The 18159-nt window shown below is 63.5% G+C and carries 18 protein-coding genes and 3 pseudogenes; 6 read left to right on the plus strand and 15 right to left on the minus strand.

Annotated elements, in window-relative coordinates; all coding sequences use genetic code 11:
- Positions 1-86: pseudogene (locus tag ABZY33_RS21735) on the plus strand (IS5/IS1182 family transposase); the annotation flags it as partial.
- A gap of 15 nt (positions 87-101) precedes the next feature.
- Here the strand turns inward: ABZY33_RS21735 and ABZY33_RS21740 are convergent.
- Positions 102-323, minus strand: a pseudogene (locus ABZY33_RS21740) (IS3 family transposase); the annotation flags it as partial.
- 386 nt (positions 324-709) lie between these two features.
- Here ABZY33_RS21740 and ABZY33_RS21745 point away from each other — a divergent pair.
- Positions 710-1405, plus strand: a complete 696-nt coding sequence (locus ABZY33_RS21745) for a haloacid dehalogenase-like hydrolase (protein WP_356493267.1) — start codon at positions 710-712, stop codon at positions 1403-1405.
- Positions 1406-1484: 79 nt separating this feature from the next.
- Here the strand turns inward: ABZY33_RS21745 and ABZY33_RS21750 are convergent, their stop codons facing one another.
- The 6 genes from ABZY33_RS21750 to ABZY33_RS21775 all read right to left on the minus strand — a co-directional run bounded on the left by ABZY33_RS21750 (position 1485) and on the right by ABZY33_RS21775 (position 8262).
- Entirely contained in the window at positions 1485-2405 is a 921-nt protein-coding gene (locus ABZY33_RS21750; protein WP_356493268.1) for a methyltransferase, read from the minus strand.
- Positions 2350-3423, minus strand: a complete 1074-nt coding sequence (locus ABZY33_RS21755; protein ID WP_356493269.1) for a nucleoside-diphosphate kinase — start codon at positions 3421-3423, stop codon at positions 2350-2352. The genes ABZY33_RS21750 and ABZY33_RS21755 overlap by 56 nt, the downstream gene beginning before the upstream one ends.
- The gene (locus ABZY33_RS21760; RefSeq protein ID WP_356493270.1) at positions 3351-4067 is read right to left on the minus strand and encodes a hypothetical protein; all 717 of its coding nucleotides are present in this window, start codon (positions 4065-4067) and stop codon (positions 3351-3353) included. The genes ABZY33_RS21755 and ABZY33_RS21760 overlap by 73 nt, the downstream gene beginning before the upstream one ends.
- Positions 4068-4091: 24 nt before the next feature.
- The gene (locus ABZY33_RS21765) at positions 4092-5354 is read right to left on the minus strand and encodes an aspartate aminotransferase family protein (protein WP_356493271.1); all 1263 of its coding nucleotides are present in this window, start codon (positions 5352-5354) and stop codon (positions 4092-4094) included.
- A 263-nt stretch (positions 5355-5617) separates the two neighbouring features.
- Positions 5618-6502, minus strand: coding sequence for an SIS domain-containing protein (locus ABZY33_RS21770; RefSeq protein ID WP_356493272.1), 885 nt, complete (start codon positions 6500-6502; stop codon positions 5618-5620).
- Positions 6503-6885: 383 nt separating this feature from the next.
- On the minus strand, positions 6886-8262 hold the full coding sequence (locus ABZY33_RS21775) for an AMP-binding protein (RefSeq protein ID WP_356493273.1): 1377 nt from the start codon (positions 8260-8262) through the stop codon (positions 6886-6888).
- 441 nt (positions 8263-8703) lie between these two features.
- On the opposite strand from ABZY33_RS21775, the pseudogene ABZY33_RS21780 reads away from it, so the two are divergent.
- Positions 8704-9134, plus strand: a pseudogene (locus tag ABZY33_RS21780) (transposase); the annotation flags it as partial.
- A gap of 212 nt (positions 9135-9346) precedes the next feature.
- Here the strand turns inward: ABZY33_RS21780 and ABZY33_RS21785 are convergent.
- The 7 genes from ABZY33_RS21785 to ABZY33_RS21815 form a co-directional block, all read right to left on the minus strand.
- The gene (locus ABZY33_RS21785; RefSeq protein ID WP_356493274.1) at positions 9347-9625 is read right to left on the minus strand and encodes a DUF6417 family protein; all 279 of its coding nucleotides are present in this window, start codon (positions 9623-9625) and stop codon (positions 9347-9349) included.
- Between the two features lie 210 nt (positions 9626-9835).
- Positions 9836-10225 carry a DUF6009 family protein gene (locus ABZY33_RS21790; RefSeq protein ID WP_356493275.1) on the minus strand — a complete coding sequence of 130 codons (390 nt, stop codon included), beginning with the start codon at positions 10223-10225 and terminating at the stop codon, positions 9836-9838.
- Positions 10226-10364: 139 nt separating this feature from the next.
- A complete protein-coding gene (locus ABZY33_RS21795) occupies positions 10365-11936 on the minus strand; it encodes a phage/plasmid primase, P4 family (RefSeq protein WP_356493276.1) in 1572 nt (523 codons plus the stop codon).
- Between the two features lie 885 nt (positions 11937-12821).
- Positions 12822-14612 (minus strand): hypothetical protein, encoded by a 1791-nt coding sequence (locus ABZY33_RS21800; protein ID WP_356493277.1) that lies wholly within the window; start codon positions 14610-14612, stop codon positions 12822-12824.
- A gap of 165 nt (positions 14613-14777) precedes the next feature.
- Positions 14778-14969 (minus strand): hypothetical protein, encoded by a 192-nt coding sequence (locus ABZY33_RS21805; RefSeq protein WP_356493278.1) that lies wholly within the window; start codon positions 14967-14969, stop codon positions 14778-14780.
- Between the two features lie 288 nt (positions 14970-15257).
- A complete protein-coding gene (locus ABZY33_RS21810) occupies positions 15258-15443 on the minus strand; it encodes a hypothetical protein (RefSeq protein WP_356493279.1) in 186 nt (61 codons plus the stop codon).
- A 106-nt stretch (positions 15444-15549) separates the two neighbouring features.
- Complete coding sequence (locus ABZY33_RS21815) at positions 15550-15690, minus strand: hypothetical protein (protein WP_356493280.1); 141 nt, start codon at positions 15688-15690, stop codon at positions 15550-15552.
- Between the two features lie 88 nt (positions 15691-15778).
- Between ABZY33_RS21815 and ABZY33_RS21820 the strand changes: the two genes are divergently transcribed.
- From ABZY33_RS21820 to ABZY33_RS21830, 3 genes are all read left to right on the plus strand, one after another.
- Entirely contained in the window at positions 15779-16024 is a 246-nt protein-coding gene (locus ABZY33_RS21820; protein ID WP_356493281.1) for a replication initiation protein, RepL2, read from the plus strand.
- A 101-nt stretch (positions 16025-16125) separates the two neighbouring features.
- Positions 16126-16644 (plus strand): hypothetical protein, encoded by a 519-nt coding sequence (locus ABZY33_RS21825; RefSeq protein ID WP_356493282.1) that lies wholly within the window; start codon positions 16126-16128, stop codon positions 16642-16644.
- A gap of 63 nt (positions 16645-16707) precedes the next feature.
- Positions 16708-17061 carry a hypothetical protein gene (locus ABZY33_RS21830; RefSeq protein ID WP_356493283.1) on the plus strand — a complete coding sequence of 118 codons (354 nt, stop codon included), beginning with the start codon at positions 16708-16710 and terminating at the stop codon, positions 17059-17061.
- A 525-nt stretch (positions 17062-17586) separates the two neighbouring features.
- On the opposite strand, the gene ABZY33_RS21835 is transcribed toward ABZY33_RS21830, so the two are convergent.
- On the minus strand, positions 17587-18126 hold the full coding sequence (locus ABZY33_RS21835) for a phosphoribosyltransferase family protein (protein ID WP_356493284.1): 540 nt from the start codon (positions 18124-18126) through the stop codon (positions 17587-17589).
- Between the last annotated feature and the right edge of the window lie 33 nt (positions 18127-18159).

The raw sequence follows: 18159 nt of genomic DNA on the forward strand, positions 1-18159 counted from the left end.
GGGAACGCCGAGCCGACATTCACGAAGCGTTCCTCAAACTGGCCTGCTGCCTCATCACCCACCGACAACTCAGGTCATTGTGTTAGCCGTTCTTAACCTTCGTAGAGCAGTTCGTGCCTGCGGCCCTGGAAGAACGACTCGGCAACAGCATTGTCGTAGCCCGAGCCGACCCGCCCATGCTGCGGCGGATGCCGTGCCTGCGGCACACCTTGGCGAAGGCGGCCGTGCTGTGTTGTGCCCCTATGGGTGTGGAGGACGACGCCGTGGGCCCGGCCGCCGGGGGCAGCCGCGGCCATCTCGATCGCATCGGTGACCAGCGAGGTGCACCTGAGTTGCTAGATCCGTTGTTCACCGCCAAGTGGGCCGAACCGTACGGGCGCCCGGTGCACCTGTGCTCCCGGCCCAGACACCCTATCACTCAGCTGACCGCAGTCGCTGCCACGCATCTGACCGGGCAACCGTACCCGCACTCGAAGCGCTGCTCTCTGCCGCAGCAGTACTTCGTCGATGCCCGTAGGCGCGTACCGCCGCGCACCGACAAGGACGGGCTTCCCGCCCGGCGCCATACGCGTTGGAGCGGCTATCTGCTGCACATCACGGAAACATGTACCTCGCCCCCTGTAACCTGGCGGGTGCGAAGCGGCGTTGGTAGCACGGTGTCCTACCCGCCTCCCTGACGAAGTAATTGACACGACCGGAAGGGGCAGGAATGCGTGTTGAGGGCGACGCGTGGGAGGACATTTCCGATCTATCGGAATGGGGCGGGATAGTATTCGTCGACATCGACGGAACCCTCGTACCGGCTCCCGGCTCCGCTGTCCACGTGGCCCGCTACCTCGGCACGGAAAGGGAGATGACGAAGGCCGAAGCGGCCTATGCGGCCGGCCTGTTGACCAACCCTGAAGTCGCGGCGGCCGACGCTCTCGCGTGGGCGGGCCACACCGAAGAGGAAATCGACGGCTGGCTTACTCAACTGCCGCTGGTCGACGGGATTGCAGAAACGGTTGAGTGGTGTCGCGCACATCGCCTTCTGCCGGTACTGGCGACCTTGGCCTGGCAACCGATCGGAAGACATCTTAGCAAGAGGTTCGCATTCGCGGCGTACTGCGGACCTGAACTGGAATGCGTCAACGGGTCTTTCACTGGCCGAGTCCAGGCACCCCTCGACGAATTTGGTAAACGCGACTTCGCGCTGCGCTATGCGAAGCACCTCGGCTTCAGCCCATCCCAGTGCGCCGCCATCGGTGACAGCCGATCGGACCTTCCGTTGTTCGACGCAATCGGCCTCAGTATCGCCTACAACGCGGACCAACAGGCGCGCGACAGGGCCTCGCTGACGGTGGACGGTGGCGATCTGATGGCCGTGACACCGCTGCTGATGAACTGGCTATCTCGCAATCGATGAAGCGACCACCCGGATACGACGGGCTTTCCCATTCGTACCCGGTTGGTGCTGTTTCAGGCATATAACGAGAGCGACCCTGTCATATCGGACGTGCAACCAGGACCCGGTGACCGGTCGGTGTCATGGGCCGGAGCAGAGCGTCCGCGTCCCGCGCGGAACGAGTCTCTCGATCCCAGATCTCCACCTCCCATCCGTTCTTCTCAAAGTGCGCAATCTGCCAGTCTCTTGACTTCGAGAATTCAACGACGACCGCTCCATTTTCGGTAAGCAGCCGCTTCCCCTGCTCCGCAAATACTCGATAGAAGTGGTCAGCCGCCCCACCGGGCCCGTAGAGGGCTTCGTCATCCGTATCCAGCCGGATCTCGTCGCTCACGCTGTCGTCCGCACTGAGGCGAGGAGGGTTGGAAACGATGATATCCACCGGCGGTACGCCGATGAAGGGACTCAGCACATCGGCATGTTCCCGCGCCAGGACGAACTCTACCTGCTCCCGGCGTTCGCCGAGAATACGGTTGGCGTTTCTACGGGCGACTTCCTGTGCGATTGGGCTGACTTCCGATGCAGTGATAGACACAGAGGGCAAAAGACGGGCGAGTTCGATCGCCACTTGCCCGACACCGTGCCCGACCTCAATCGCCCTAGGCCGACTCCGCTCCCGGATCTCATCTGCGGCGATCAGTACAAGCAGCTCACTGGCCGGATGGGGCACGATAACGCCCGAAGCCACTTCGTAACTGCTGCTGAGGAAGTCCTCGAAACCCACGATCCGGCAGATGGGAACTCCGGAAGCACGCCTCCGGGCGAGGCTCAGGATCTCATCTAGGGCCGTTTCCGAGACATGTTGCGGCGAGTTCTCGTCTGCGGGTGTACCACCCAGTGCGAAGGCAACGATGGTACGGCTCTCGGCCGGGAGGTTCATGGTCAGACCGGCCCTACCACGGTGATCACTCCTGGCCAGGATGTTGTGTGCCAGGTCCACGGCGACTGCGAATGACGTCACAAATGATCCTTCCAGAGTGAGTGTTCCGGGGGCCGATCCATTGCGGCAGCGGACCGCGCAACTGCTGGCATCGCAAGATGAGGTCCTCCCAGGGGGAGAGGGCCAGACCGAGCGGACGTATGGCCTCGGCGACGTCGTCTGCGTTAAAGGACGCCGAACAAATCGATGCCACCCGCCGCAGAGCCGTTGCCTCGGCGGTTCCCACGGCGAGCTCGACCAGTTCGGCCTGGCGCCCCCAAATCTGCTGCAACTCCGTCAGGACGCCCTCCGGCTTGGTCGACATGCGCGCGAGGGCGGCACCCTGCTCCTGCCATTTTGCGTAGCCTTTAGGAACAGCGCCGCAGAGACTGTGCACGGCCTCAGCAAAAACCCGACAGGCGACCCACAGCGCACTGGGGAATTCCCTTTCCGGGGTCGGGGCGTCCGAGTCCTGATTCGGCGCCACCTCCCCGCGAACAAAGGACGAAACACCCAGGATTTGTAGTTCCTTCACAGCATGGGCAAGAGAGTCACTGGAATGCATGCAGTTCATGACGGTGTTTTCTGCACCGAGGAGATGCCGAAGGTGCCCAGGACGGCATTCCGCTGGGTCCTTGTGTCCCTTCAGGACGCGAAGGGTGTCGACGAGTGATGGGCCCGAAAAATGCGGCGCCGTCAGCCAGCAAGCGAGACTAGGCCCGCTGGTGAACAGCCTGTCCACCAGGATGTCCTCAGCACTGTCCGTGCCCATACGGTTGGACCCGTAGAGTTCGGCAACCTGACTGTTGGTCACCTTAATCCAACGGAATCCATGGAGCCCGATCCCCATCCCATTCAGATAAGCCAGGGCATCGACGTACGTTCCACTGGCGACCGAGTCGGGCGCGAACAATACGAAGGCGTCCTTCTGACTCGCGGTGAACGGGCCGGCGTCCCCGCACTGGACCATGTCGGCGCACGACCCGCTCATGCCGAGCCACGCGAGCTGTTGGCGACCGGATACACAGTGGTTCCCTTGAACGCCCCTCCCTCGAACCATCCGACGACGCTCTCGATGTCGTGACCGTGCAGCACGGTACAGGTCAGGTCAGCCTCCTCCAGGTACGGAGCAAGGCATTGGTCGATGCTGGTGTGCCCCATCGTGATCGCTTCGGCCGTGTCCACGCTGGTGAGATAAGTCTTCGTCTCGTCTCCAGGACGATAGATACCGGGGACGTTGGTCATGATGGCGAACTTGCTCGCGTCGAAGAACTTGGCGAACCACGCCGCGCAGGAATCCGAAGTAATGTCCCAGGTCTTCTCGAAGACATCCAAATCGATGATCTGCTGCATGGGTAGCATGATCGCGGCGTGCCCAGCGTCGAGGATGGGTTCAAGCTCCACGGGCCGGGTAAAAACCTCGGAATCGGGGCAGAGGTGGGAGAACATGAGCCCAGTCTGATCCTGCGCCCGTGCACAGGCCTGATGGTGAATTTCTGGAGGAAAGTGAAGCGTACGGTCGATTTCCTCGATGTAGTTGTCGATCTCTCCACCACCGGGGAACACAATGACCCGGTTCGTCTTCGCCAGTCGTGAAAGCTCCTCTCCGAGTTCGCGCGCAGCATCTACGTCTTTCATCAAACTGCCGCCGAGCTTTACTAGCACATCGACACCAAAATCACGGAAACCAAGAAGCTTCTTCATTTTCCTCTTTCGCGGAGAATATAATTACATACCGTGCGCGCGCATCAGCGCCTCGAATCTGTCACACATGAGCGTTGCTTCATCCGCAGTGATGATCAGCGGAGGCCTGAACTTGAGTACATTCCCCAGACCGTTCCGGGAAGTACGGATGATCAAACCGAACTCCATCGCTTTGTCAGCTAGATGATTGGTGAGCTTTGCGTTCTCCCTACCGTCCGCGTCTATAATTTCCACACCAATCATCAGGCCGACGCCGCGGACATCACCGATGCAGGAGAAATCGGATTTCAGGGATTCCATGCGCTCCATGATGAGCGCACCCGTACGTCGCACGTTCGCCAGGAAGGCCGGATCGTCAATGACGTCAAGCGTCGCGACGGCGGCAGCCGCAGACATGATATTGGCCCCGAACGTGAAGGAGTGATCATCGGCCGGCAGACCCGAAAGTCCGTCACTGGCCAGGATGGCCGCCACCTGAGCCCCCGATCCACCGAGCCCCTTGCCAAGGGTCATGCCGTCGGGTTCGACTCCGAAATACTCGGCGGCGAACATGTGACCGGTACGGCCGATACCCGTCTGGAGCTCGTCAAGAATGAGCTTGATGCCATGCTGATCGCAGAGATCACGAAGTTTTCCGAAGTATCCCTCCGGAGAGACGATGTTCCCGCCGTTTGCCGAGATGGGCTCGACGAGAATTGCAGCCACGCTGCCGCTACTCGCGAACTCGATAAAGTCGTCGATCCGGTCGACACACATGAGTCCGCAGCTCTCCCTCTGCTGGCCGTAAAAACAGCGGTAGCAGTACGGATCAGGGACCTGAGTGCCAGTGTCCGAGGGAAACGGGACACTCGCCTTGCGAAACGCGTTGCCAGAAAGACTTGCCATCGTCATGGTCTGTCCGACGTGGCTTCGGAAGAGCGTGATGATGTCCCTGCGCCCGGTCGCCCGCTGCGCCATCCGTATGGCGCCCTCGTTGGCCGTGGAGCCACCCGTCACCTTGAGATGCGCGCTAGTGATGCTCTTAGGGGCGAGCCCAACTAACCTCGAGGCGAGCGTGTTGATGAGAGGGTGTTGGAATCCCGACCTAGCGTGGATCAGCTGGTCCGCCTGCTCCTTGATGGCCTCGACCACCGCAGGGTGCGAATAGCCCAGGGAGAGATTGAAGCTCCCCGAGGCACAGTCTATGTATCCATTCCCGTCACTATCATAAAGGTATATCCCTTTCCCCCGCTCCATACGTGAGTCAGAAACCGCGTAGTAGATATCTTTGGCGCTCGTCTGATTCATGCAGTCCGCCTCGGTGTGATCGGTTCGAGTTGGATTTCTGGTGAACGTGCGTTGCGTAGCTGGGGCGCTGAGGCCGGTCAGGTACCGCAAGGAGCACATCCTGCACTGCTCCCGGTGGGAGGAAAGTTGTCCGTCAGGTGCGGTCGTGTTAGCAGAGGACAAAATGCAACGACGCAACACAGGAAGGACAGTGTTTATACGCTGGTGGGTTGCCGGTGCGCCGGGCACGACGCGCGGGATTTTGCTCGCGCGCTGTGACTGGCTCACGCACTGTCAAGGATGACGGAACGGCTCAAGTGGCGCGGGTTGTCGGCGTCGAGGCCACGGACAGCGGCGAGTTGGACGGCTAGTCGCTGGGCGCGGACCAGTTCTGCGAGCGGGTCGAGCGGTCCCTCGATCCACGTGGCCCCAGTGGCGCGGACCTGTTCAGCGAGGCCGGCTGGGGCAACGCCGAACATCCAGGTCACCGTGGACCGCGTCGTGACACTGATTGGGCCGTGGCGGTACTCCAATGCCGGGTAGGCCTCGCACCACGACAGCGAAGCTTCCCTCATCTTCAGTGCGGCCTCTTGGGCCATACCAACGCTCCAGCCCTGCCCCAGGAAGCTGAACTGCGTGGCTTCGGTAAGCGCCGCTGGCAGTGTTTCCGTCAGTGCGCGGCGTCCGTCTGAGATGACGGAGTCGGAGTGCATACCGAGGTGCGCGCGAAGGAGCGTGAGAGCCGAGGTGGCGAACCGGGTCTGTACGACGGACTTCTCGTCGGCGAATTCAAGGACGATGACGTCGTCCGCCGCGTCCATGATAGGCGCCCGCGGGTCCGCGGTCACGGCTGTCGTCCGGGACCGCCCGCGCACCTTGACCAGTACATCGAGCACCTCGGTCGTGGTCCCCGACCGGCTCAGCGCGATCACCTGGTCGTAGTGTCGTGTGTGAGGGAACTCTGATGCCGCGAAAGCATCCGTCTCGCCCTGGCCCGCCGCTTCGCGCAGTGCGGCAACGGCCTCGCCCATGAAACGTGACGTTCCGCATCCCACAATGGCCACCCGCTCTCCGGGTGCTGGGAGTACGGCGGACCAGGTGGCCGCCAACTCGGCTGCGCGCTTCCAGCACCCGGGCTGGCTCTCAAGCTCGGCCTGGACATGGGTCACGCTAATCTCCTCGCAGTAGGTTGATCTTTGCTGCAATATATAGTTCAACTTCGCGCACGGTATGGGACGATTATTTACATCTGGCGAGTGGGCAGCCCCCGCGCTTTGGACTCCGCAACGACGTAGGCATTGTTGTTGGCGGTGGCGTTTGCGTGAGTGGCGCGCAGGAATCAGCGGGTCGTAGCTGAGCTGACCACCGCCTGTGGCCGCGCACATCTGTCAGGCGCAAACGCGTCGTGGCCATACCGGGGTTGTGGCATCAGCGCATAACCCAAGTAGCGAGCCGTTCCAGGTGTCGACCTACCACGGGCGGTGTCACCGGTTCAACCTCAAATTCTCTTCGATTCCTTTTCCGGATTTTTCCGGTAGTACCGATCGAACTCTCACTGTGGCTTCACGTACACCCGACCATCATTGTCCGCGTATCCCAAGTATCCCGTACGAATCAGTTCGGGTTCTGTAGAAACATCTCCATCAGCCTCATCTCCGGACAAGTAGCCGTGCATCGCATAAGAGGTACGGGCACAGAGCTCCCCTACACTTCCATCTTCTTCAAACTCCCTATTTTTCGCTTTAGGAGAGCGGATTTCCATATCGACCCCCCTTACGGGTGTGCCGACACATCCGGGCGACAAGGGGTCACGCCCGGCCAGCCACACCGTGAGAATTGGTCCGCACCCTGATGCGCCCCAAGTCTGCACTATATCCACTTCTTTCATTCGACTTGCTAGGTGCGGCAAAAATTCTTTCGTGCTTGCGGTGCCGTCGATGGAAATCTGACGGAGCGTAGGCACCCTGGCTAAGGCGTTCAACATTGCGTCACCCAGCAGGTCGGGCAAGAGTGTGACATTTGTGGTTCTTACATCCTGCATCTCCCGGACCAAATCATCAGGCGATATCATATTGGATGAAAATGCAATTCTTCCCGCAACTAACATGTGTGCCAGAATTTGGCCAGTGTGGCAAATTCCTAATGTCGGTGAAATCATTATCATTGTCACATCGTCAGCATTGAGGCCGACGGAGTTTGCATATGCGGATGCATTCCCGATGAGTCCCTCCGTAGTATGTATCGCCCGTTTCGGTTGCCCCTCGGCGGCTCCCGTGGGTAGGAGGACACAGCTGCCGTCGTCGAGTTCGGCCAGATACGGAATACAATGCGGCGAGAGACCGCTAAGCTTGGATACTTTAATCGAATCGCCAGGAACCAGGTAAAATAATACGCCATAGCGTGCCATTTCACGTTCGAGCTCTTCTGGGCCAGTTGATGCATCGTACGGAAGAACGTTAGCGCCGAGGTGAAGTGCCGCAAAATACGCCGTCAGGTATCGCGTATTTTGAGTTGCCTCAATCATTACTGGTGCGCCCCGGTGGACACCTAAATTGGCTAGACGCCCACCCTCTACGAGCACCTCCTGCAAAAGCTCCGTATAGGAGAGTTCGCGCACTGTATCCCTCAGTGCCCATCCTGAAGGTCGTCTACTGCTGGCTTCGATTAAAAGTTGGATAATCGGATGCCTGGGCGTTGCAGGGATGAGGCTTCGATATTCGGGACTAATCATTAGGTCTTCCTCACCAGACGATCGCTTCGGAATCAGGGCTAATGACCACATCACACATTTTGAAGGCGTATTTAATAAGCGAATATTACGGATGGGGATAGATTCCGCCCTTCCGGATCGATCGCCTACTCCTAGAAATAATAATCCGAGCGTGATTGAGGGTATTTGAATTCTTCGCTGTACACAGCATCCTCTCATGTCCTCGAAACCAATCGCAAGAGGCTGATTGCTGTGTGAATTGGCATAGACTGCACAGGTCTACCGTTTCCCCATATTTGATAGCGATAGCGAGATCTATCCAACCTTGTGATCCTGGCCGCAAGTCAGATGGTTCTGCGGATCGAAGAAGCCCCTGATAGACGGGTTCTCGGCCAAGGTCGTCTGTGCTACGGCGTCTCAACTACTGAACTTGATTGGGTGATGTCGGGGTGGTTCGCCTGACGACGGCCGGGCGGTGCCGGTAGCTGTGGGGTCCGTGAGGTACGCGCAGGGCGGCGGGTTGACCGACGCTGAGAGGCCAGCGCGAGAGCGGGTGCGACTAGAGGCTGTGGAACGCTTTGAGCGTCCGTCAGATCCGACGTGCGCCCATTGCGCGATGACTACTCCTGCCGCGATCAGCAGCAGAGCCGTCACCAGCGCCACCTCACCGGCGAAGGCGTCTGCCGCCCCATGGCTCTCCTGCTCACGCTGGTCCAGTGGGGCGACGCCCCGCAGATGATTGAGGTCCTGGACCGGATCCGGGTCCCCGGCCGCTGGGCGGCCGGCCCCGAACCCGGCCCGATCATGTCAGCGGCGACAAGGCGTACAGCTCCCGACGCAACCGCCGCTACCTGCGAAGACGCAGGATCAAGCACACGATCCCGGAGCCGAAGGACCAGCAAGCCAACCGGCGACGCAGAGGCAGCACCGGTGGCAGACCTGCCGGGTGCGACCGCGAGCGCTACCGGCGGCACAACGAGGTCGAGCGGACCATCAACCGGCTCAAGAACGCCACCCGTTACGACAAACGCGCCTACGTCTTCCACGGCACGGTGACCGCAGCAGCTATCCGCTTATGGCTCCGCCCGTGATCCGCCGGACAGTACCTAATGCCCAACCTGCAAGTTCAGTCCCTTCAGCCCCTTCGCAGTGGTGCACACCACCGCTGAGCTGGGGTCATGTTCCATAGAGGTTCGGTGCTGAACTTCGCTCCTCGATCGGTCGACCCCTGCGGCGGCCCGTGAGCACCTTGCCGTCGAGCAAGCACGGTGCTGCCGTAGATCCTTCCGGACTCGGCGGCCGCTCAGTTCTCAGAGGGGAGCCGTGCGGCGATCTCTCGTGCGAACCAGTCGGCTTCCTCGCTCAGCTCCTCCAGGCCCTCCCCCGCGATCACCTGGAGAAGGCGCAGCAGATCGTGGCCTTCGTCAAAGGTGAGCATCTCCAGGCCGCGGTGGTCGCCATCCTGGCCGGGATGGGACTGGTTGCGACGCTGGGCTCGTGAATCTCCATGCCGGCTTAACGCGTGACGGTGTCGGCGGATACCTAATGTGAGGGTACTCGGGCAATTGCGGCGCTGGTGCATCCGGCTGGCCGAGGCCTTGGCGCAACAACTTGTTGTGAAGTCGCACAGACGGCAGGCTGTGCCGGTTGACGCCGGAGCCAGGGTGGGGCGCTTTACGCTACGGCAACCTGAACATTCGGCCCCTTCAGCCCCTGCTCAACATGCAACCCCTGCGAGATGACGACCCATAACCGCCGCAGCGAGCAGCGGAGCACATGCTGACGTTAGTGGTCAGGTTCCGGTCGGCATTATCTCTGCGGTGCGCTGGGAGCGTTCCGTCTTTCTGCCGACTTTGCCCGGCTCCACCGTGCAAGGGTCGATTGCTTCCAGGGGTGAGCCGACTTTGTACGGGCCGTCGGGGTCGTCGGGCTGGTTGGGTCGGTCGTGCGGGAGGAGGTAGAAGGTGCGGCGGGCGAACAGGCCGCTGTGCGCGCTACGGGGGGCCTTGGGGCCGAGGTTGGTGTAGCCGATGAGACGGCCGTCGCGCTCGTAGCGCGGCTTGCCTCTGCGAGTGTTGACCTTGTCAAGGGCCTGACGGACGTAGTCGAGGTCGGCCGGGTCCTCGAGCCACACGATCTCGACTTCCTGAGCAAGGTCGCTCTCCTGCGGTAGCGCGCTCATCGGCCCTCCTTCGTGTGGGTGGCCGGGGGTCGGCCTGGCAGTACGGCGCCGGCTGAATGGTTTCTGGCACGCAGCCAGCCTGGGACGCTGTGTCCATCGTACGGTCGTCTTGTGGGAGCGGGCAGTGGCTCTGGGCTCGTCATCGGGTCATGCTTCCGCTGTCGGCGGCTTCCTCGGGGAGCAGGCCGAGCCCGGGGTAGAGCTTGGCGGCATTGCTTTTGATCATGTCGGCGGGGGAGGCGAGGCCCAGTTCCTGACGGATGCGGCTGGCGAAGGCGCGCGGGGTTGAGGCGCGGATGCCTTCATCGGAGCACCAGCGGCCGTAGGTCTCGTAGAGCAGTTTCTGCTCGACGCGCAGCTCGGGGTCGGGGTGTCCGTCGGTGGTCCGGGTGCAGCGCTCGCTGATGAAACGGCCGACGTGGTCTTCGGTGGTCTCGTAGGCGGCGGTGGCTACGCGTACGGAGGCCGGTCCGTGCAGGCGGTCGCGGGTGGCCAGGTAGCGGCGTGCGCCCTCGATAAGCCAGTGCAGGATGCCCGGGCCCTCGTCCCGGACCAGTTCGTCGGCCAGGTTGTCGATCTTGCGTTCGTCAGGGACCCGGCGTTCGAAGGGGATGATCCGCATGCGGCGCCAGAACGCGTGCCCGCCGGTGCCCACTTCGGGCCGGTGGTTGCCGAGCAGCCAGAGCTTGTGGGTGGGCGTGAAGGTGAAGAAGTTCTGGCGCATGCGGCGGGCAGTGATGGTGTCGCCGCCGGTCAGGAGCTTGACGCGGGCCTCATTGAACTTGTCGTTGGGCTTCAGCTCGCTGCACACCACGATGCGGCGCCCGTGCAACTCGGTCAACTCGGTGGAATGCTCAGTGAACTTGCCCTTCTCCATGAGGAACCCGGGCGGCGCCGCGTTCGCGTAGTCACCCAGGATGCGCATGGTGACTTCCAGGAGCACGGACTTGCCGTTGGCCCCGGACCCGTAGAGGAAGGGCAGGACCTGCGCGCCGACGTCGCCGGTGATCGAGTACCCGAGAAGCAGGTGAAGGAAACGCCGCGTCTCTTGGCCCTTGGCATCGTCACCGAAGGTATCGAGTAGAAAGCTCTCCCAGCGCGGGATCGGCATCTGCTGGGGAGCGACGTTGGTGGCCCGTGAGTGCATGTCGGTGAACGGATCCGGCTTACGCAGCTCTCCTGTCCGCAGGTCGACGACCCCGGCCGGGGTGCACAGCGCATAGATGTCGCCGTCCAGCACGTTGGGATCGAGGCGCAGACTCGGAGCGGCCTGCGCCTGGAACAGCATCGCCTTGACGCCGGCCGTGGACTCAGAGTGCCGTCGGTGCGCGGCGAGCTTGCTGGGCGTGAACTGTCCGCTGGGGTCATGGTCCGAGATCTGCTCGGCCATCTCCCCCGCGGCCCAGACTGCTGCTTCGTCTCCACCGATCAGTTTCCAGCGGTAGGTGTCCCAGGAGTGCCAGCCCATCCCGATGACGTAACGGAACTGGTCGCTGTACAGGCGGGCAAAGAGCTTGGCGTTGCCACGGTCAGTCAGCGCGGAGGGCAGCAGCACGTCGGTCGGCGGCGCAGAAAGGGGGCGGTCCTCCTGGGTCTGGGCGGGGAGTTTCGTCGCGGTTTGCTCAGGAAGCCCGAGTTCGAGCGTTGTCTGGCGGATCTGCTCGGCAGCACGCTTCGGGTCGAAGGCGCTGGACTCCTCGCTCATGAGCATCCCCGCAGGCCGGACAGAAGCCTGGCACGGGCAGCAGAGCTGCGAGCGATCAGACGGGCAGGGCCTGTGTGCACGCATGATCCGGACACCAGATCGTCCTTACCCATCGTCAACAACGGTGTGCTCTGAGGGTGTAAGGCGCCGACGCAGTGCGCCCTACGGGGCTGACGGGGCTCATTTTTCGAGACCGCAGGACAGAGCCTAGCCCACAAAAAGCAGCCTGCTAGGAGGGGACACGCCTATGCCGGAAGTTCAGCCCCTTCAGCCCCGCACTGGGCTGGGGCTGAAGGGGCTGAAAGCCTGCCAGCCGGGAGGGAGGGGCTGAGCCCCGTCAGCCCCTCAACAAAAAGCTGCAGGTCAGCGGTGTCCAGTATCCCAGGTGCGGGGCTGACGGGGCTGAACCTTGTAGTTATGAGCCGTACAGAGATTTGGGGCTCCTTCACGTACACGCGCACGAGAGGCTCCTATGCTGGTGATAACTGTAAGGTTCAGCCCCGTCAGCCCCGCCCGGTGTGCCGAGGCAGCTCTGACCTGCACATTTCCTGCGGGGCTGAAGCGGGGCTGAACCTTGTTGACCTCTGCACCTTGCTTCAGCCCCGGCTGCTCGTGAAACTGACGTCAGTTGGTTGATGCGGATCGGCTCCGAACCAGGCGCCGAGCATGAGGCTGGATCCGAAGGCTTGTCTGCCCGATCGAAGCAGGCAGCGAAGCGGGAACACCTCCTTCTCCCTGGCCGCTTCCTCGCGTGCTGCTGCATGATCACGGTGCGGGATGCCGTCCCCGCTCAGGATCCTCGAAGAACGCGGTCAGGAACCGCAGCACGACGCCCAGGACAGCGCGGCCACCCGCACCCGCCAGGCGATGCACTGGCGACGGCTCAACTGGTCACAGGGAGATGTCCTGATGATCTGACGGCAGGTTGAACAGGGCATGAGCCAGGTGGCGGTGGACGATCTCACCTACGGGTGCTGTCTCCCCGGACACAGGATTGGTAACCGGATGGGTGAGCAACCATGTGCTCACGAGAACGGCGAGAGCGGTGTGCCGCTCTCCCAGGGCCTGCAGCAGTCGTTTCTCGAGCTGTGCCAGCCGAGCAGCGGCAGCGCGCACGATGCGCTCGTCCACCTCGTGTTCCATGCCAGCGCCGTGCTCCTGCAACGTGCTGAGGATATGTGTCACGGACGCTGGATCCCAGGCGTCCGGTGTTGCCCCCAACCAGGCAACAAGGCTGCTCAGTTCGTCCTCGTCGCCGTCTTCTGTGCCGTTGTGGGTTGCGGAAGAACCGGACAGTGTGTCGTCGTCAGTCTCGGCAGGCTCGGGCAGAGTTCTGATGATGTCGGGCAGACTGGTCTTCGTCGGGACGAGGTTCAGGACCGTGAAGAAAAGGGTCCTGGTCATCGCACTCAGGCCGCAGCCTGCCACTTCATCGAAGGGCTTGAGCTCCCAGTCCGGGTCGGCAGCAGCTCGCTGTGCATCGGTCTCGAACCGGTTCACCGCGTGCGTGCTCATGTGACCGCGTGGGGCACGCGGGTTCTTCTGCGCCGCCTCCGCGGCCCCCCGGGTAGCCCGCCAGGCCAAGTTGTACATCTCACCGAGATTGCGGTGGGCGGCCGCGCGGTACGCGGCCTCGCGAAGGCGTTCCACGTGCAGGTCCGGCACTTCGGGAAGATTCAGGTCCGCGAGCCGGGCGGTGAAGTAGCGCAGTGCTTCCTCGGCGATCAGTTCTCTGGCCAGAGCCAGCAGATCATCGTGCTGGCCTGCGGTCAGGTGCTCCGGAGCAAGCCTCGCCGTCATCGTTGCATCCAGGCGCTGGCTGCCCGTGCCTTCGCTGGTCCCGAACGGTGCGTAGAAGCTGGCTCTGAGCGGATAGAAGTCGTCTGTCAGCTGCGGTGAGGGGATTTCGTCGCCTTTGGTGTCCGCTGCCATCCTTGCCTGCTCGAGAGTCTCCGGCTCCCACACCATGGCCGACGGCGGGCTGTCAGGATGGATCTGAAGCAACTCGGCGCGCACCAGCTCGCCGAGCAGGGGTACGAGCTGCTCGCGGTTGGGATACCACGGGTCGGCCCAGGCGCCGGCCTTGGACAGGGGCGTTGTGGCGGGGGCGTAACGCATCAATGCGAGCGCGGCTGTCATCTGCCGCACCGACGCTCTTGGGACCTGTTCTTGGAAGACGAGTGCGTAACGCTCTGCCATGACTTCACGCTGTGCCGACGTCCAACGGTCAAGATCCTCCTCCAGCGCCCGCTGCTGCTGTGCACGCTCTCGCGCAGCATCACGCTTGGCCTTGCGCCGGGGGTCGAGCACAGCTTCCACAGCGGCGACGAGGGACGGTGTGCACTTCACGCACGCGGGCACGACGCCTTCGAGTAGCTGAGCAAATGCGGTGCGCGAGGAAAGACTGAGCGGCCCCTCGCATTGCGGGCATTGCCGCCCGCTGACGACCGCGCGTACACCGGCGGCGGCCACGGCGTACAAGGGCTTGCCCCAGCCCTGGGTGTCGATCACTGAGGTTTTCTCACCCCACGCCGGCACGTTGGTGTCGGGGTAGAACCCAGCCAGGTGCCAGTACCTCTCCCCGATCGCCACCAGCTCCGGGTCGGCGCCCTCCAGGGGGCACACCTCCACCGTCACACCGTCCAGCGCGTGACTCGTGCACGGCTCTCCTGCATCACTCACGCTTCGTACCTTACGCACGCGTGACCGCCGAGCCGACCGCAGAATCATCGGCGTCACCGCGCAGCCGAGGCAAACACGCAAAGTGCGTTGCCTGAAAGAGTGACTCTGCTGTAGCCGAGCAGACCCGGGATGTGCCGTCGCATGCCTTGGTGCGCCGAACTCGCCTCAAGTGGAGATGAGTTCAAGCTGGGTGAGTCTCACCTCGTGGTGCGCGGCGATCGCGTCCAGGCGGGCGTTGAGCAGCTGCTCGGCCTTGCGCTGCTCAGCTAGTTCGGCGGCCTGGTCCGCATCCCGCGGCGGTGCCTGGGGGGAGCGAGCCCGGTGGGCCGCGTGAGCGGCATCACCGACCTGGATCACCGTCGCCGAGGTGCGCAGTCAGTCCAGAGCGCTCTAGCTGCGCTCGATGCGGATCCGGCGAGCCACCCGCTCCTCGAGCTCACCCCGCGCAACGTCGGCGCTGACGTAGGTGTTCGGCGATGCGGCTATCAGGGAGCCGCACCGCCAGGCGCTTGGTGCGCGCGCGGGTGCCGGTATAGCCGATGACGACGGCATCGGCGACCCAGGAACGAGAGGAAAGGAAAGGGACGCACGGCCTTGTTCACGGGTAGCGGCTCTGGATCAACTTCTGTGGTCCGTGACTGTGGCTCACCGATTGAGCTTGTCGGCGAGTGAGTCGAATTGGCCGTGAAGGTTGCCCCAGATGACATCGGAGCAGTAGTACTCCCCGCTGCGGGAGGCGCGGTAGCGCTCCAGGTAGCTGCTCTGCACAACGCTGAGGCCTTCGGTCATCAACTGGGTCCACGGGACGTGCTCGTGCTGCTGAACGCTCATGGTGGGCTCCCTCGAGGCGACGGCATGCGCTCGGTGCAGGTCGCCTTGAGCATCCCCTTTACCAGCCTTTCCCGTCGAGGGTGCCGAAGGCCTTGCGCCGGCAGCCTCAGCCCTGCCTGATGGCTCCGCTGAACTCGTAGAGCACTTCCTCCACCAGATGGAACAGCAGCTCCAGGATGGCGTTGCAGGCCGGGTCGGTGCGGGACAGGCAGTGGCCGGTCAGCGCCATGCAAATGCTGCGCTGCACGGTCCGAGGCGGTCCGCTGCGCCCGGCCTCCACGACCAGGCTGGACCTGCTCCGCCGCACCGGCGGTGTGCTGAGTCCGAACCAGCGCTTGGTCGTCCTGCTCTACGCGGCCGTGCCACAACAGCCGGACGGCTCCGTCATGACCCGGGCGACCGAGCTGGCAGAGACCGTGCGTATGACGACGCCGTCGTTCTCCCGAACCCGTAAGGAACTGGTCTCTCTGGGCTGGCTTGAGCAAGCCGGCCGGGTGGCGCAGGTCAAGATCTACCGGCTGGCTGAGCAAGAGGATGAGGCACAGGGCCGCGGGCGTGAGTACCTGCGGGTAGTGGGCTGACACCCGCCTGTCAGAGACGGCTCGTGCGGCTGACAAGTCGTGACGGCTTCTGTTGCCCCAGTGCCTGCGCGGATCGCGTCGGCTCGCCTACGGTCGCCTGTATGAGCAGCGACGGCGTGGTGGTGGATGAGGCGGTCCGTGCGGCGTGGGACAGCTATCGGGTCTTGGAGAAGCGGACGCCCGACGCGGAGCGCCGGGAGGCGCAGCAGCGGGTGAAGGCTGCGATGGATTCCGTGGGGCGTGAGGAGGTCTCGCGGGGCGCGGTGTTCTTGGTGGGGGTGCTGACCGGTTACTTGATCGCTCAGCCGCCCGGGGGCGGGAAGCCTCTCGATCCGCTGAGTGACCTCATCCCGGCAGTGATGCGTAAGCTGCCCACCTTCGAGATGGTCGACCCTGAGCAGGTGCCGATGGCCACTGGGGTCCTGATGGCGGCCGCGATGGGTATGGACACCGTGGCGTGGCGCGACCGGTTCGGGGTGATCGAGCCGAAGGAGGCGATGGTCCACGGCTTCGTGCTGTGGCTGCTCGCGGACCTCTTCGACCCCCTCATCGGCAAGCCGGGCACCATCGACCAGTTGATGCGCGAGACCTTCGAGAGCATGGGCAGGGAGGACGACTGACGTGGGCCAGCCCTGTGGGCCCTGCTCACACGCGGGCGCGATGCTGGTCCGTACCATCCCGGGGTGACCTCGTCTCTCATATCTACCCCGCGCCGTCAGCTCGCCACCTTCGGCACTATCGCGGGCCTGTGCCTGTTCGCCTGGTGGGCCGTACAGCCCGTCGGCGGCGCCTGCCCCAACGAAGGGCTGACCCTGTCTTCCGGCCCCTACGGGTCCAGCTACGACCCTGCCGACACCAAGTCCCAAGGCGACATCGAGTACGAGGGCCGGTACGTGCCGCTCAACGGCCCAGCACCCAGCCCCGGCGTGAGCACTGACCCCCGATGGGACTCCGATACCGCGCTCCGCCCGGGCGACTACGACCCGTGCGGAGCGGAAACCCGGCACCCGCGCCTGTACGGCTGGGTCGGCCTGTAGACGACCGCCTGGCCTGTGGTCTCCCCGTTGATCAAACTCACCTGGCACACGGTCGAGACCACCTGTCAGAGGCCAGTGACGCTGCGCCTCACAGACCCACAGCTCACCTCATAGGAGTCTGTCTACCTGGGAAAACAGGGATCTCGCCTCACAGATATCTGGGACCTTCGACATATTCCGGGCGCGAACTCACAGACTTCCCGACGCGCACCTCAAGCCCCCCGGGGCCTGCACGCCAGGGGCGTCGGTCGTTTGGCGCCGTGCGCAGGTGAGCGGCCCGTCTGCCAACGGGCCGCTCCGGGTACTGCGGTACCCAGACCGCGTGCCGACGGTCGCCCTGCTCGTCGGAGTGCCAGCCCCCGCCATGCTGCTGGAAGGGACGCCGGTCAGGCAAGGCGAGCCGTGGGACACGAGACGGAACGTGAACAACGACCGCGCCGACCGACCCGGGCCGGGCGCACGTCAGGCCCGCGCGAGGGCTGCGGGCCTGACGGTGTCACCACGGGGGACGCGGTTGACTGCGTATCAGGATTGCCCGTCCCAAGCCGGAAGTTCGGCAGCGGTGACGATGCTGCGGACACCCAGATCCGCCCGCAGGGCCGGGGACGTCTGGTCGACGATGACGGAGCAGCCGGCCCACTGCCCGCCACACTCTTCGACCATCGAGCGCACGGCCGACGCCTGGCTGCCCGTCTCAATCCAGTCGTCGACCAGCAGCGCCCGCTCCCCGGGGCCCACCGCCGCCCGCTGTAGACGCAGCTCCTGGCGAGTGCCCCGGTAGTCGGGGGCGCTGCGCCGGGTGACCTTCTCTCCCGGAAAGATCCCCTCGCCTTTGCGTACTGCCACGAAGCCGACGCCGAGCTCGACGGCCACCGCCGCGCCGAGCAAAAATCCCCGCGACTCGATGCCGTAGACGGCCGTGGCGCAGTCGTCCCGGAACGGCCCGGCCAGCCCGCGGACCACCGCGGCGAGCGCCTGGGAGTCGCGGAAAATCTGCCAGACGTCGGCGTGGCCACCGATCCACCGGAAGCGTTCGAGAGTCAGGGCACGTGCATGAGACATCATGATCGCGAGTCTGCGGACGAACTGTCAGGCCAG

This window comes from Streptomyces sp. NPDC006552, from assembly GCF_040611655.1.
Taxonomy (GTDB): Bacteria; Actinomycetota; Actinomycetes; order Streptomycetales; family Streptomycetaceae; genus Streptomyces.